General features: G+C 73.1%; 15 protein-coding genes. 6 read left to right on the top strand and 9 right to left on the bottom strand.

All coding sequences use genetic code 11. The annotated features are described in order from the left end of the window. Nucleotides 1-6: 6 nt before the first annotated feature. Both AB0M76_RS18005 and AB0M76_RS18000 read right to left on the bottom strand, forming a co-directional pair. Nucleotides 7-570 (bottom strand): hypothetical protein, encoded by a 564-nt coding sequence (locus AB0M76_RS18005; RefSeq protein ID WP_365953739.1) that lies wholly within the window; start codon nucleotides 568-570, stop codon nucleotides 7-9. Nucleotides 571-687: 117 nt separating this feature from the next. Next, complete coding sequence (locus tag AB0M76_RS18000; protein ID WP_365953738.1) at nucleotides 688-1,212, bottom strand: DinB family protein; 525 nt, start codon at nucleotides 1,210-1,212, stop codon at nucleotides 688-690. An 83-nt stretch (nucleotides 1,213-1,295) separates the two neighbouring features. Here AB0M76_RS18000 and AB0M76_RS17995 point away from each other — a divergent pair, with 83 nt between their 5' ends. Continuing rightward, nucleotides 1,296-2,201 carry a Gfo/Idh/MocA family oxidoreductase gene (locus tag AB0M76_RS17995; RefSeq protein WP_365953737.1) on the top strand — a complete coding sequence of 302 codons (906 nt, stop codon included), beginning with the start codon at nucleotides 1,296-1,298 and terminating at the stop codon, nucleotides 2,199-2,201. On the opposite strand, the gene lnt is transcribed toward AB0M76_RS17995, so the two are convergent. From lnt to AB0M76_RS17970, 5 genes are all read right to left on the bottom strand, one after another. Further along, entirely contained in the window at nucleotides 2,146-3,738 is a 1,593-nt protein-coding gene (gene lnt / locus AB0M76_RS17990; protein ID WP_365953736.1) for an apolipoprotein N-acyltransferase, read from the bottom strand. The two genes, AB0M76_RS17995 and lnt, sit on opposite strands and share 56 nt — an antisense overlap. A gap of 69 nt (nucleotides 3,739-3,807) precedes the next feature. Beyond that, nucleotides 3,808-4,278 (bottom strand): nuclear transport factor 2 family protein, encoded by a 471-nt coding sequence (locus AB0M76_RS17985; protein ID WP_365953735.1) that lies wholly within the window; start codon nucleotides 4,276-4,278, stop codon nucleotides 3,808-3,810. Nucleotides 4,279-4,347: 69 nt separating this feature from the next. Beyond that, nucleotides 4,348-4,524 (bottom strand): hypothetical protein, encoded by a 177-nt coding sequence (locus AB0M76_RS17980; protein ID WP_365953734.1) that lies wholly within the window; start codon nucleotides 4,522-4,524, stop codon nucleotides 4,348-4,350. A gap of 124 nt (nucleotides 4,525-4,648) precedes the next feature. Continuing rightward, nucleotides 4,649-5,527 (bottom strand): undecaprenyl-diphosphate phosphatase, encoded by an 879-nt coding sequence (locus tag AB0M76_RS17975; protein WP_365953733.1) that lies wholly within the window; start codon nucleotides 5,525-5,527, stop codon nucleotides 4,649-4,651. Between the two features lie 48 nt (nucleotides 5,528-5,575). Further along, complete coding sequence (locus AB0M76_RS17970) at nucleotides 5,576-6,301, bottom strand: VTT domain-containing protein (protein WP_365953732.1); 726 nt, start codon at nucleotides 6,299-6,301, stop codon at nucleotides 5,576-5,578. A gap of 49 nt (nucleotides 6,302-6,350) precedes the next feature. Here AB0M76_RS17970 and AB0M76_RS17965 point away from each other — a divergent pair, with 49 nt between their 5' ends. The 4 genes from AB0M76_RS17965 (at nucleotide 6,351) to AB0M76_RS17950 (ending at nucleotide 10,435) form a co-directional block, all read left to right on the top strand. Beyond that, complete coding sequence (locus AB0M76_RS17965; protein ID WP_365953731.1) at nucleotides 6,351-7,067, top strand: DNA alkylation repair protein; 717 nt, start codon at nucleotides 6,351-6,353, stop codon at nucleotides 7,065-7,067. 354 nt (nucleotides 7,068-7,421) lie between these two features. Then, a complete protein-coding gene (gene tuf / locus AB0M76_RS17960; protein ID WP_365953730.1) occupies nucleotides 7,422-8,603 on the top strand; it encodes an elongation factor Tu in 1,182 nt (393 codons plus the stop codon). Nucleotides 8,604-8,711: 108 nt separating this feature from the next. After that, nucleotides 8,712-9,560, top strand: a complete 849-nt coding sequence (locus tag AB0M76_RS17955) for a patatin-like phospholipase family protein (RefSeq protein WP_365953729.1) — start codon at nucleotides 8,712-8,714, stop codon at nucleotides 9,558-9,560. Between the two features lie 83 nt (nucleotides 9,561-9,643). Continuing rightward, nucleotides 9,644-10,435 (top strand): fused MFS/spermidine synthase, encoded by a 792-nt coding sequence (locus AB0M76_RS17950; protein ID WP_365953924.1) that lies wholly within the window; start codon nucleotides 9,644-9,646, stop codon nucleotides 10,433-10,435. Here the strand turns inward: AB0M76_RS17950 and AB0M76_RS17945 are convergent. Next, nucleotides 10,422-11,747 carry an MFS transporter gene (locus tag AB0M76_RS17945; RefSeq protein ID WP_365953728.1) on the bottom strand — a complete coding sequence of 442 codons (1,326 nt, stop codon included), beginning with the start codon at nucleotides 11,745-11,747 and terminating at the stop codon, nucleotides 10,422-10,424. The genes AB0M76_RS17950 and AB0M76_RS17945 overlap by 14 nt on opposite strands. 108 nt (nucleotides 11,748-11,855) lie before the next feature. Next, nucleotides 11,856-12,884 (bottom strand): hypothetical protein, encoded by a 1,029-nt coding sequence (locus AB0M76_RS17940; RefSeq protein WP_365953727.1) that lies wholly within the window; start codon nucleotides 12,882-12,884, stop codon nucleotides 11,856-11,858. A gap of 96 nt (nucleotides 12,885-12,980) precedes the next feature. Between AB0M76_RS17940 and AB0M76_RS17935 the strand changes: the two genes are divergently transcribed. After that, the gene (locus tag AB0M76_RS17935) at nucleotides 12,981-13,433 is read left to right on the top strand and encodes a DUF4442 domain-containing protein (protein WP_189973593.1); all 453 of its coding nucleotides are present in this window, start codon (nucleotides 12,981-12,983) and stop codon (nucleotides 13,431-13,433) included. Nucleotides 13,434-13,449 lie beyond the last annotated feature (16 nt).

The raw sequence follows: 13,449 nt of genomic DNA, 5'->3' as shown, positions 1-13,449 counted from the left end.
GGCCGCTCAGCCGCCGTGGACACCCGCGCAGATACGGGCCTCCGGGCTGTCCGGGTGCCAGCGGCCGTGCCGGCGGCCCAGCGCGCACACGTCGGCGGGCCGGACCGGCAGCTCCTTCACCAGCTCGCGCGGCACGTGCGCGTCCGGCCCCGACGGGTCCGTACGGCCCCCCATGCCCGCTGAGCGGCGTGCGGCGGGCCGGTGCGGCTCCGGGATGTCCGGCACCGGCGGGACGGCCTGTGAGGGCGCCTCGGGCCCCTCGTGCCCCGCGCCCGCCGTGCCTGCCGGAACCGCCGCGCTGCGGGGCGCGGCCTGTCGGCTCGCGGCGGAGGCCGCCGGCTGCGCGGACTGCCCCGGTACGGTCTTCAGCGCCTCCAGGGCGGGTGCCTGGACCGCCACCGGCGCGGCCCCCGGTCCGCCGCGCGGCTCGTACTGCGGTGACGTCCCCGTGGTGCCGCGGGCGCCCGCCGGCTGCATCGGGGCGGGGGTCACATGCACGCAGCCGGAGACGGCCGAGACGGCACAGGCGACTCCGAGCAGCAGCTTTGTCGTGGTTCGCGTTGGATGCACTCGCGCAACTCTGCTGTGCGAGGACCCCGTTGTGAAAACCCGGAGCCTATATTGACCCCGCACGGGTGACGGACTTCCGCCGGACACCGGCCCGGCAGCCGCTCGGCCCCGGGGGCCTCAGTCGCCCGTGGCGCCGTCGATCTGTTCGCGCAGCAGGTCCGCGTGCCCGTTGTGGCGCGCGTACTCCTCGATCATGTGCGTGTAGACCCAGCGCAGGCTGAACGTCTCGCCGCGGTGGTGGCTCCCGGGATCCGACAGCAGGTCCAGCGAACGGCCCGCCGCGGCCTGGCGTGCCAGCTCGACCTCCGTCTGCCAGGTCTGCTCGGCCTCGGACCAGGTGTCGTTCGCGCCGAAGTGGAAGTCCCCGTCCGGGTCCTCGCGCGTGCAGTACAGCTCCGGGAGGTCCTCGCCCAGCATGATCTCCCGGAACCAGTACCGCTCCACCTCCGCCATGTGCCGTACGAGGCCCAGCAGGCTCAGTTCGGAGGGAGCGAGCACGGCACGGCGCAGCTGCTCGTCCCCGAGCCCCTCGCACTTCCAGGCGAGGGTGGAGCGGTGGTAGTCGAGCCAGCCGTCCAGCATCTCCCGCTCGTTCGCGGTGGTGGAGGGCTCGGTCCGGTGGGATCCGGTGGTGGTGGTCATGGTCGACATCCTCGGCGAACGCGGGCCCCGCCACCAGCGATTAAGCTGCGGAAGTCCAGCATGGATCAACCTGGAGGTTCCCGGTGAAGGTCGGCGTCATCGGACTCGGCGACATCGCGCAGAAGGCGTACCTGCCCGTCCTCACCGCCCGCCCGGGCGTCGAGCTGCACCTGCAGACCCGTACTCCGGCCACGCTGGAGCGGATCGGGGAGATGCACCACATCCCGGCCGGACGCCGGCACACCGACCTCGACGGACTGCTGGCCGAAGGCCTCGATGCGGCATTCGTGCACGCCCCGACGGCCGTTCACCCCGAGATCGTGACACGGCTGCTCGAAGCGGACGTGCCGACGTACGTGGACAAGCCGCTCGCCTACGAGCTCGTGGAATCGCGGCGGCTGGTGGAACTGGCCGAGGAGCGCGGGGTGTCACTCGCCGTCGGCTTCAACCGCCGCCACGCGCCCGGCTACGTGCAGTGCGCCGACCACCCGCGCGACCTCATCGTCATGCAGAAGAACCGGATCGGGCTGCCCGAGGACCCCCGGACCTTCGTGCTCGACGACTTCATCCACGTCGTCGACACCCTGCGCTTCCTGCTGCCCGGCGAGACCGACCACATCGACGTCCGGGCCCAGGTGCGCGACGGGCTGATGCACCAGGTCGTCCTTCAGCTGTCGGGCGCCGGCTTCACCGCGCTCGGCATCATGAACCGGCTGTCCGGCTCCACCGAGGAGATCCTCGAGGTGTCCGGGCAGGAGACCAAGCGGCAGGTCGTCAACCTTGCCGAGATCATCGACCACCGGGGCCAGCCGACCGTGCGGCGCCGCGGGGACTGGGTGCCGGTCGCCCGCCAGCGCGGCATCGAGCAGGCCGTGGACGCGTTCCTGGAGTCCGTCGCGGCGGGCAGGACGGTCGGCGCCCGCGACGCGCTGCTCACCCACGAGCTGTGCGAGCAGGTGGTGTCGTCGGCTCTGGAGCAGGCTTCCTGAGCCCGAGCGACCGGGCGCCCTCGAGCGTGCAGTACGCCGCCAGCAGCGCGAGGGCGGCCCCCACGGGCCAGTCCCCGAAGCGGACGTAGAACGTCGTGCCGCCGACGAGCGGGACCTCGTACACCTGCGCTGCACGCGCGGAGGTCGCCAGCGCCGGGCCGATCCGCTCGCCCGAGGGGCCGTGCACCTCGCTGATCCCGGTGAGGGTGGCGTGCACCACGGGGCGGCCGTTCTCGGCGGCGCGCACGGCGGCGAGCGAGGCGTGCTGCGCCGGCGCCCAGCTGTGCTGGAAGCTCGAGGTGGCCGACTGGGCGATCAGCAGGGCGGCCCCGTCGCGCGTCAGGCGGCGGCTCATGTCGGGGAAGGCCGACTCGAAGCAGACCAGCGGGCCGAACCGCACTCCGGGCCGCCCCGGCAGGCTCATCAGCACCGGGGTCTCGCCGTGCCGGCGGTCCTCGCCTGCGGCCTTGCCGACCGAGGTGGCCCAGCCGAGCAGGGACCGGGCCGGTATGTACTCGCCGAAGGGGACCAGGCGCATCTTGTCGTACCGGTCGCCGGTCGGCCCGCGGGGGCCGACGAGGACGGAGCTCTTGTAGATGCCGCCGTCGGGCAGCGCAGCCGCCGTGGCGACCGGCGCCGCGGCCGGGCCCGGCGGGCGCCGGGCGTCGACGTTGACCAGCAGCGGGGCGCCGACCTGGGCGGAGAGCGATGCGAGGCGCCGGGCCAGGTCCGGGCGCGCCGCCAGGTCTGCCCCGACGCTGCTCTCGCCCCACACCACCAGGTCCACCGGCTGCCCGGCCAGCGTCCGCGTGAGCCGCTCCCCGGCGGCGAACCGGAGGTCGGCGCTGTCCGGGCCGTCCGCCACCAGGCCCGGCTGTACGACGGCCACGCGGAGCGTGCCCGACACCTCGGGCCGCGGCACCCACAGCCACACCACCCCGGTCAGCACCGCGCACCCCGTCATCCCGGCCACCGCCGGGACCCGGGCGCCCGGCATCGCGATGAGCAGCACCAGCCCGCAGTTCACCGCCACCACCAGCAGGCTCACCAGCCACACCCCGCCCACCGAGGCGAGCCGCAGTGCGGGCGCCACCTGCCACTGGCTCGCCCCCAGCAGCCCCCACGGCCCGCCCAGCCCCTGCCAGGACCGGGCCAGCTCCGACAGCAGCCAGCCCGCCGGTACGAGGAACAGCGCGGCCGCAGCCCGGCCCGGATCCGGGACCCCGCCGAGGAACTCCCGCACCAGCAGGGCCCAGGGGATCCAGAGCAGCCCCAGCAGGGCCGCCAGCGGCAGCAGGAACACGTGCAGGCTGGGCAGCAGCCAGTGGTGGACGGCCACGATGAACCCGGCGCCGCCGAGCCAGCCCTCCAGGGCGGCGCGCCGCCCGGTCGGCGCCGACCTCAGCAGCAGCATCCAGGGCACGAGGGCGACGTACGCGAACCACCAGAGCGCGGGAGCGGGGAACTCGAGGCAGGCCAGCGCCCCGGCGGCGGCCGCGGCCGCCGCACGCCAGCACCGGGCCCGCTTCGAGAGCATGACGCGCCTCCGCTTCCAGTGTGGAACAGGGCCGCCCGGGCGGCCGTTCGAGCAGGGTCCGGAGACGGTCTATGCGGACATGTGCCGCCATTTCTCGTGCACGGTGACGCGGGTGAGGCGCCAGCCGTCGCGGGCGGTGCGGGCGAGACCGAAGGTGTAGCGGCCGGCGGCGACGAAGTTCGGCACGGTCACCGACCCGTCGAACTCCTCGCCGGCCAGCCGCATCGGGTTGAGGAAGTCGGCGCGCACCTCGGCACGGTCGCCGGGGGAGCCGCCGAGGTCCTCCAGCCGGATCAGCCGGTTGACGATGAGGTGCTGGCGCACCGGGAACAGCTTCATGGTCTCCGCGAGCCAGTCCGCAACCTCGGCGGCCGGGCCCTCGATCCCGCCCGCCGAGCTGTAGTCGGCCCGTCCGGCGGGGGCGAACAGCGCGCGGTACGCCGCCCAGTCGCCATCGTCCACGGCCACCGCGTACCCCGTGACCACCTCGTCGATCGCCAGCCGGTCCATGACCGTGGCGAGGTCCACACGCTGCGTCATCGGGTCAGTGTGGGGGTGCGGGGCGGCGAGGCCAAGGGGCGTGCGCGCACCGGATCTCCGCGCGGGCGATCAGTGACCGAAATGCGCCTCCCGCTGCCGGACCACGACGAGGAACGCGTCGGTGGCCAGGTCCATCACCACTTCGGCCGGCACGCCCTCGCGCATCCGCTCGGCGGCGTACTCCTCGGCGGGCCAGCTTCCCCTCGGACTTCCGGCCGGAAACCGCTCCAGCACCACTCGACCCATGGGACACCCCCTGCTGCTTGCCTTCCGGTCTCTTCAGGTCTCTTCAGGCACAACGACGCGCAGGCCGCCCGGGAACGTTCCCGAGCGGCCTGCGGTTCACGCGAAGCGGTGAGCGGCAGCGGTGTCAGCCGGCCGACTCGGCGGCGAAGGGGCTGAGCACACCCATGCCGATCAGTACGAACAGCGCGATGCCCAGGGCGATCCGGTAGACCACGAAGGGCATGAAGCTCTTGCTGGAGATGAACTTCATGAACCATGCGATGACGACGTATCCCACGAAGAACGCGATGACCGTGGCGAAGATCGTCGGTCCCCAGGTGATGTGACCCGGGCTCTCGATCACATCCTTGATCTCGAACGCGCCCGAGGCCAGTACGGCCGGAATGGCGAGCAGGAACGAGTAGCGGGCGGCCGCCTCACGCGTGAAGCCCAGCAGCAGACCGCCGGAGATCGTCGCACCGGAGCGGGAGACGCCCGGGATCAGGGCCATCGCCTGGCAGAGACCGAAGATCAGGCCGTCCTTGACGCCCAGTTCCTTGAGCGTCTTGCGCTCGCGGATGGCGCGGTGCCGGCCCCCCTCCTCGTCGCGGGCGGCCAGCCGGTCCGCGATGCCGAGTACGACGCCCATCACGATCAGGGTGGTGGCGGTCAGCCGAAGATCACGGGCCGGGCCCGTGATCTGGTCCTTGAACGCGATGCCGAGGACACCGATCGGGATCGACCCGATGATCACCAGCCACCCCATCTTGGCGTCCTGCTCCCTGCGCAGCGCCTTCGTGAACAGCGAGCGGAACCAGGTGGAGATGATCCGCGCGATGTCCTTGCGGAAGTAGATCAGTACGGCGGCCTCGGTGCCGATCTGCGTGATCGCGGTGAAGGCCGCGCCCGGGTCCTGCCAGCCGGCGAATGCCGCGGTCAGCCGGAGGTGGGCGCTGGAGGAGATCGGGAGGAACTCCGTAAGCCCCTGGACGAGACCGAGGATTAGGGATTCGAACCAGCTCATGTCGGGGTGCGCTCGTCCTTGTGATCGTCGGGCAGTTCGGGTCCGATGCTAGGGCCCGTGCGGAGCGGCACCGACCACAGGGGGGTGCTGGGGGGCATGATCGTACGTTTCACACACCGGTACGGGCGCCAACCGGTGCCGCTTGCGCCACCCGACGACCGCCGCCGCCACCGCGGAGGCGGCGATGAAGCCGAAGGAGGCGAGGAAGGCGGGGGAGTCCGGCGAGGAGGCGCTCGCGCCCGCGACCACGTACGCGGCGGTGTTCGGGACGACGCCGATCGCCGTCGCGAGGAGGAAGGGCAGCCAGCCGCAGCGGGACACGGCGGCGCAGTAGTTGGCGACCGCGAAGGGCAGGCCCGGGAAGATGCGGACCGCCAGCATCGAGCGGAAGCCGTGCCGGGCCAGCTGGTCGTCGGCCGCCTGGAGCCAGCGGCCGCGCAGCAGCGGCCGTACGGCGTCCCGGCCCATCATCCGGCCCAGCCCGAAGGAGATCCCGGCGCCGATGACGGAGCCGCCGACCGCCGCGACCAGGCCGAACGGGATGCCGAAGACGGCCCCCGCCGCCAGGTTGAGCAGCGGTCGCGGCACCAGGGCCGCCGTGGCCACCCCGTACGCGGCCGCGAACAGCAGGACCGCCGCCCCCACCGGCAGACCCGGGGGCCAGCCCTCCGACAGGATGCGCTGGGGCTCGTACAGCACGACGCACACGCCGGCCGCCAGCAGCAGCACGACGAGCAGCGACAGCCGGGTCCACGGCGCGAGGAGGAGGGACATCCCGGGAGACTAGCCGACCAATGCGGCGTCGCGCCGTAATCTGGGCCTCATGCGGCCGAACGACCAGCGACCCCCGAAGGTCCCGCGCAGCGCCCTCGCGGACACCCTCCTCGACCGCCTCGCCACGACGTACGGGGCGGCCGCCGACCCGGCGCAGGCCCGGTCCATGGCCGCGTACATGAAGGACGTCGCGCCCTTCCTCGGCATCCGCACCCCGCTGCGGCGCGAGCTGTCGAAAGCCGTGACCGCGCAGACCCCGAAGCCGGCGGAGGCGGACGTGGCGGCGCTCGTGCTGCGGTGCTGGGAGCTCCCGGAGCGCGAGTACCACTACTTCGCGGTGGACTATCTGCGCCGGCACGCCGGGGTGTGCTCCTCCGGCTTCCTGCCGGTGGTCCGGCAGCTGATCGTCACCGTCCCGTCGTGGGACACCGTCGACCACCTCGCGGCCCATGCGGTCGGCCCGCTCGTGGCCGCCGACCGGGCGCTCACGGCCGTGACGGACGAGTGGATCGGGGACGAGGAACTCTGGCTCGCCCGCACCTCCCTCCTCCACCAGCTGCGCTACAAGTCCGCGACGGACACCGAGCGACTCTTCGGCTACTGCCGCCGCCAGTGCGGCCACCCGGACTTCTTCATTCGCAAGGCGATCGGCTGGGCGCTGCGCGAGTACGCGAAGACCGACCCGGAGGCCGTCCGCGCCTTCGTCGAGAGGGAACGGGACTCGCTCTCCCCGCTGTCCGTGCGCGAAGCGCTCAAGAACCTCTAGTGCCGCGTCAGGCAGCGTTTGCCCGTCAAGGAGCGGGGTCCGGTGCGTGCACTCGGCGTGCCGGCCGCAAGCGCTCGTAATTCATTCGACGCGGCACGGCCGGTCCGGCAGGATCAGCGGCATGTCCCGGTACGCCTTCCCCGCAGCGCCGTCCGCAGTCGCGGACGCGCCGAAGGCTGCCGCTTTCCTCTTCGAGGCATTCGAAACTTTCGAGGCAACTGCCTTCGCCGCATTCGACGGCGCACGAAGCTGACCCTTCCCGGACAGTCCGGCGGACCCCGCAGGGGGAGGGTCGGCTCGGCTTCCGGGGTCCCGTCGCAGTTTCGGATCATCGAATCAACGGGAAAAGACATCATGGCCAAGACGGCCTTCGTGCGCACCAAGCCGCACCTCAACATCGGCACCATGGGTCACGTCGACCACGGCAAGACCACCCTCACCGCCGCCATCACCAAGGTCCTGGCCGAGCGCGGCGGCGCCTCCTTCGTGCCGTTCGACCGGATCGACCGGGCCCCGGAGGAGGCGCGGCGCGGCATCACCATCAACCTCACGCACGTCGAGTACGAGACCGACACCCGGCACTACGCCCACGTGGACATGCCCGGGCACGCCGACTACGTCAAGAACATGGTCACCGGCGCCGCGCAGCTCGACGGGGCGATCCTCGTCGTCTCCGCGCTCGACGGGGTCATGCCACAGACCGCCGAGCACGTGCTCCTCGCCCGGCAGGTCGGCGTCGACCACATCGTCGTCGCGCTCAACAAGGCCGACGCCGGGGACCCCGAGCTCACCGACCTCGTCGAGCTCGAGGTCCGCGAGCTGCTCACCGCCAACGGATACGGCGGGGACAGCGCGCCGGTCGTACGGGTCTCCGGACTCGGCGCGCTGGAGGGCGACCCGCGCTGGACCGGGGCGATCGAGGCGCTGCTCGACGCCGTGGACACGTACGTGCCGATGCCGGTGCGCTACACGGACGCACCGTTCCTGCTGCCGGTGGAGAACGTCCTGACCATCACCGGACGCGGGACGGTCGTGACCGGCGCCGTCGAGCGCGGCAGCGTCCGCATGGGCGACCACGTGAGCGTCCTCGGCGGCGACGGCGAGCCCGCCCTGACCGTGGTGACCGGCCTGGAGACCTTCGGCAAGCCGATGGAGTCGGCCGAGGCCGGGGACAACGTCGCGCTGCTGCTGCGCGGGGTGCCGCGGGACGGAGTGCGCCGCGGCCAGGTGGTCGCCGCGCCCGGGAGCGTCGTGCCCAGGCGCCGCTTCACCGCGCAGGTGTACGTGCTGTCCGCGCGGGAGGGCGGCCGTACGACAGCAGTGACGTCCGGGTACCGGCCGCAGTTCTACATCCGCACCGCCGACGTGGTGGGGGACGTGGACCTGGGCGAGGCGGGGGTGGCCCGGCCGGGCGAGACGGTCGCGATGACCGTCGAGCTGGGACGGGATATGCCGCTGGAGGCGGGGCTCGGCTTCGCGATCCGTGAGGGCGGGCGGACCGTCGGCGCGGGGACGGTCACGGCCGTGCTCGACTGAATCGCCGCCCGTATCCGCGTTGATGTCCTGACACCCTGCCGTGGTGGCGGCGGTCCGGTTGCGCCAGACTGCCGTCACCACGGGCGTTCGAAGAAGGGGTGGGCCGGGATGGGCGGCGGCGGTACGGCACTGGTGCTGGGCGGCGGAGGACTCACCGGCATCGGCTGGGAGTCCGGGATCCTGTACGGGCTCGCGCAGGCGGGCGTGGACCTGACCGCCGCCGACCTCGTAGTCGGCACCTCGGCGGGCTCGGTGGTGGGCGCCCAGCTCACCTCCGGGCTGCTCACCCCGCAGGAGCTGTACGAACGCCAGCTCGGCGACCCCGCCGGCGAGGCCGTCGCCCGGCTCGGGGCGGGGCTCGTCGCCCGGTACGCCGTCGCGATGGTGCGCTCGCGGGACCCGGAGAGCTACCGCAGGCGGGTCGGCGCCCTCGCACTGGCCGCCGACACCGGCGGGGAGGCGGAGCGGCGCAAGGTGCTGGAGGACCGGCTCGTCTCGCACGAGTGGCCCGAGCGCAGGCTCGTCGTCACCGCCGTCGACGCGCTCACCGGCGAGCTCGCGGCCTTCGACCGGGAGAGCGGGGCCGGGCTGGTCGACGCGGTCTCGGCGAGCTGCGCGGTGCCCGGGGTGTGGCCGCCGGTCACCGTGGGCGGACGCCGGTTCATCGACGGCGGGATCCGGTCGGCCACCAACGCCGACCTCGCCTCCGGCTGTGCGCGGGTGGTGATCCTCGCGCCGCTGGCGCTCGGATCCGGGCTCGTCCCCTCACCGGCCGCCCAGGCGGCGCGGCTGCGGGCGGCGGGGGCGCAGGTGCTGCTGATCACCCCGTCCGCGCAGGCCCGCAAGGCCTTCGGGCGCAACGTCCTGGACCCGGCGCGGCGGGACCCGGCGGCGCGCGCCGGGCTCGCGCAGGCGGCGGAGCACGCGGCCGAGACGACCGCCGTCTGGGCGGCCTGACGTACTGCTTGCCGGACAATGGTGCGGTGAGCGACGAAGAGATCCCGGTCGTCCGGGACGTGGGCCAGGGCACCGCCAAGCTGATGCCGGACGTGGACCGGGAGCGGGCCTGGCTGCTGACCGTCGACGGCGCACCGCAGTCGTACGTGGACCTCGACGATCCCGAGTACCTGGAGTTCGAGTACGTACGCCGGCTCGCGCACGTCCTGGACTGCGTGGCGCAGCCGGGGACCGCGCTGGACGTGCTGCACCTCGGCGGCGGCGCGCTGACGCTGCCCCGGTACGCGGCGGCGACCCGGCCGGGCTCCCGGCAGGCGGTGGTGGAGTTCGACGCCGCTCTGGTGGAGCTGGTCGCGGAGCACCTGCCGCTGCCGGCCGGGTCGGGTGTCACGGTGCACGCCGCCGATGCGCGGGCCTGGCTGGAGGGCGCGGCCGCCGACAGCGAGGACGTACTGGTCGCCGACGTGTTCGGCGGCTCGCGGGTGCCGGCGCAGCTGACCTCCGTGGAGTACGCGCGGGAGGCGGCCCGGGTGCTGCGGCCGGGCGGGGTCTACGCGGCGAATCTGGCCGACGGCGCGCCGTTCGGCTTCCTGCGGGCCCAGCTCGCCAATTTCGGGGCCGTGTTCGGGGAGCTCGCGCTCGTCGCGGAGCCGGGTGTGCTGCGCGGGCGGCGGTTCGGGAACGCGGTGCTGCTCGCCTCGGACGCGGAGCTGCCGGTGGCAGCGCTGACACGGCTGTGCGCGGCGGACGCGTTTCCCGCACGGGTCGAGGAGGGGGCGGCCCTGGCCCGGTTCATGAAGGGGGCGGTGCCGGTCGGGGATGCGGATGCCGTTGCCTCGCCGGAGCCGCCGGAAGGCGCGTTCAGCCTGGGCTGACCCCGGTGGACGCGGCCACCGCGTCGGGAGCGGCGGCGGCCGGGGTCGAGGAGGCCTTCGGGGGCGGGGGCTTGCGGGTCAGCCGGCGCACGTCCGGGACGAAGAGGACCGCCGCGGTGCCCAGCACGACCAGCGTGGCGCAGCCCCACAGGGCGGAGGTGCGGCCGAAGGCCGACTCGACCGGGCCGGCCACGGCGGTGGCCAGCGGGAGCATCGACACCGAGCCGAACCAGTCGTACGCGGCGACCCGGGAGAACTTCTCCTCCGGGATCTCCTGGTGCATGGTCGTCATCCAGTTCACGCCGAACACCTCGATGGCCGTGCCGCTGACGAACATCACCGCACAGAGGCCCCACACCGGCAGCGGGACCGCCAGACCCGCCGACGGCAGCGCCAGCGGGAACACGCACAGGGTGCCGACCAGCAGCAGCCGGCGCGGTTTCCACACCATCATCACGACGGCCCCGGCGATGGTGCCGATGCCGAAGAAGCCCAGTGCCAGCCCCCAGGGGGCGGCCCCGCCCAGCTGGTCGCGGGCGACGAGCGGACCGTAGACCGCCTCGGCCGCGCCGACGACGGCGACGACCACGGAGAACTGGAGCACGATGCTCCACAGCCAGGGCCGGGTCCGGAACTCCACCCAGCCCTCGCGCAGGTCCGCCAGCAGGCCGCCCCCGGCAGCCCGTTCGGGGATGTGGCCGACGTCCAGGAAGGCGCGGAGGGCTCCGGCCAGCGCGAACGCGGCGGCGTCCACGGCGAGGACCCAGCCGGGACCGATCGCGGCGATCATGGCCCCGCCGAGGGCCGCCCCGCCGATGCCGGCGCCGTTCATGGCCATCCGGAAGAGCGCGAAGGCGCGGTTGGCGTGCTCGCCGGAGACGCTGGAGAGCAGCATGCCCTCGGCGGCCGGGTTGAAGAAGGCGGTACCGGTACCGCAGAGCGCGGTGAGCAGCATCATCTGCCACAGCTGCGGATGCCCGGTCAGGACGAGCACGGCGAAGGCTGCCTGCGAGACGCAGTTGAGGGCGTTGGCCGCGACCATCACCCGGTGGCGTGGCAGCCGGTCGGCGAGGGCGCCGCCGATGAGCAGGAAGAGGACGAGCGGGAGCGTACGGGCCGCCGCCACGAGGCCGACGTCCCCGCCGGACCCGCCCGCCTCCAGGACGGCGAAGGCCGACGCGATGAGCGCTCCGTGGCTGCCGAGGTTCGTCACGACCGCGGCACCCGTCAGCAGGGTGTAGTTGCGGCCGGCCCAGGCGGGCCGGCGGCGCTGTGCGGTCGTACGGGGAGGGGCGGTGGGGGGAGAGCTCACCCCCGGACTATCCACGCCCCGGGCCGAGAATCCAAACGGATTACGGCCCGGGGCGCGGGGTCGAACGGATGGTGCGAAAAGGCGGACGTGTGACGTGTGACCTGTGCGTCAGCTGTTGCTGACGGTGCCGTTCAGGCGCACCGAGCTGAGGATCTTGTCCATCGTCTCCTGGGGGACCTCGCCCTGGACGCCCGAGGCGGCGAAGAGGACCCAGCTGGAGAAGTCACCGTTCGCGGTCTTGAAGCTGAACGCGATCGACTTGCCGTCCGAGGAGCACTTGTTCTCCTTGGGCACGCCGGTGGCCGTGGCGGTCGCCATATGGCCCTTGAGGCCGGAGGAGGTGGTGTACTCCTTGGGCTCCGAGACCTTGACGGTGCCCTTCGGCGCCTTCTGTGCGAACGCCGCGAACGCCCAGTTGCCGGCCTCGTTCTTCACGGCCTCGGCGGTGTCCTTGGCGCCCTGGCCGCCCTTGGTGCCGGTGCCGGCGAGCTCGGTCGACTCCTCACGGCCGTCCTTGTTGGAGTCGACCTTGCACCAGTCCTCCTTGAGGAAGGCCGGCGCGGAGAAGCTGACGACCGGCTTGCCGTCGTTCTTGGTCGCGTCCTCGAAGCCGGCGATGACGCCCGCGCTCGAGACGTTCCACTCCGGCGGGACGTCGAAGGCGGTGCCGTACTTCGGGTTGACGACGACCTTCCAGCCCGCGATCACCGGCTTGACGTCGCCGCCGGCGCGCGGGTTGGCGCCGGGCGAGGCCGGGGCCTCGGAGGTGGCCGGGGCCGAGGAGGCGGCGGCGGGCTTGTTGTCGGCCTCGTCGTTCTTCTTGTCGTCCCGGGTCAGGACGAACGCGCCGGTGGCCGCCGCCACCACGACGACGGCGGCCGCCGCGACGATGGCCACGGTCTTGGTCGCGTACGGGCTCCCGCCGCCGCCCTGCGGCGGCACGGCCTGCTGGGGCTGGCCCCACGGCTGGACCGGCGGGGGCGTCTGGTAGCCCGCCTGCGGGTATCCGTAGCCGGGCTGCTGCTGGTACGGGTTCGGCTGCTGCCCCGGCGGTCCCGGCTGCTGCTGGTACGGGTTCTGATGCGCGTCCTGGGGGTTCTGTTCTCCCCCGGGCGGCTGCTGCTGTCCTGGCCACATGGCCGGTAACGATAGTGGGAGTGGCTGCAAGGAGCCACGGCCGCCCCCGGGAGAGGTCTGGCCAAGCGCATCTACTCACGGGTAACATCGCGTTCCATGAGCGCAGATCAGATGAACGTGGGCGAACTGCTCGCCGCGACGGTGCCGATGGCCCGGACCCTGAACCTCCAGTTCCTGGAGACCACCCCCGAGCGCGCGGTCGTCCGGCTGCCGGACCAGCCCGACTACCACAACCACGTGGGCGGCCCGCACGCCGGAGCCATGTTCACCCTCGCCGAGTCCGCGAGCGGCGCGATCGTCCTGGCCGCCTTCGGCGACCAGCTCTCGCGCGCCGTGCCCCTCGCCGTCAAGGCCGAGATCGGCTACAAGAAGCTCGCCAAGGGCGTCGTGACGGCCACCGCCACCCTCGGCCGCCCAGCCGCCGAGGTCGTCGCCGAACTCGACGCGGGCGGCCGCCCGGAGTTCCCCGTCACCATCGCCATCCAGCGCGAGGACGAGGCCGTGACGGGCGAGATGACCGTGGTCTGGACGCTGCGCCCGAACGCGTAGCCGACGCCGCCGCCGG

This window comes from Streptomyces sp. NPDC051364 (genome assembly GCF_040682115.1).
Taxonomy (GTDB): Bacteria; Actinomycetota; Actinomycetes; order Streptomycetales; family Streptomycetaceae; genus Streptomyces.
Note: the sequence above shows the minus strand (reverse complement) of the source record. Positions and strands in the feature narration are given on the sequence as shown.

Bases quoted from the DNA above. Each gene is read 5' to 3' on its own strand.
- AB0M76_RS18000 (WP_365953738.1), bottom strand. From the start codon at position 1,212: ATGACCACCACCACCGGATCCCACCGGACCGAGCCCTCCACCACCGCG.
- AB0M76_RS17935 (WP_189973593.1), top strand. From the start codon at position 12,981: ATGAGCGCAGATCAGATGAACGTGGGCGAACTGCTCGCCGCGACGGTG.
- AB0M76_RS17940 (WP_365953727.1), bottom strand. From the start codon at position 12,884: ATGTGGCCAGGACAGCAGCAGCCGCCCGGGGGAGAACAGAACCCCCAG.
- AB0M76_RS17975 (WP_365953733.1), bottom strand. From the start codon at position 5,527: ATGAGCTGGTTCGAATCCCTAATCCTCGGTCTCGTCCAGGGGCTTACG.
- AB0M76_RS17980 (WP_365953734.1), bottom strand. From the start codon at position 4,524: ATGGGTCGAGTGGTGCTGGAGCGGTTTCCGGCCGGAAGTCCGAGGGGA.
- lnt (WP_365953736.1), bottom strand. From the start codon at position 3,738: ATGCTCTCGAAGCGGGCCCGGTGCTGGCGTGCGGCGGCCGCGGCCGCC.
- tuf (WP_365953730.1), top strand. From the start codon at position 7,422: ATGGCCAAGACGGCCTTCGTGCGCACCAAGCCGCACCTCAACATCGGC.
- AB0M76_RS17950 (WP_365953924.1), top strand. From the start codon at position 9,644: ATGCCGGACGTGGACCGGGAGCGGGCCTGGCTGCTGACCGTCGACGGC.
- AB0M76_RS17985 (WP_365953735.1), bottom strand. From the start codon at position 4,278: ATGACGCAGCGTGTGGACCTCGCCACGGTCATGGACCGGCTGGCGATC.
- AB0M76_RS17955 (WP_365953729.1), top strand. From the start codon at position 8,712: ATGGGCGGCGGCGGTACGGCACTGGTGCTGGGCGGCGGAGGACTCACC.
- AB0M76_RS17965 (WP_365953731.1), top strand. From the start codon at position 6,351: ATGCGGCCGAACGACCAGCGACCCCCGAAGGTCCCGCGCAGCGCCCTC.
- AB0M76_RS17970 (WP_365953732.1), bottom strand. From the start codon at position 6,301: ATGTCCCTCCTCCTCGCGCCGTGGACCCGGCTGTCGCTGCTCGTCGTG.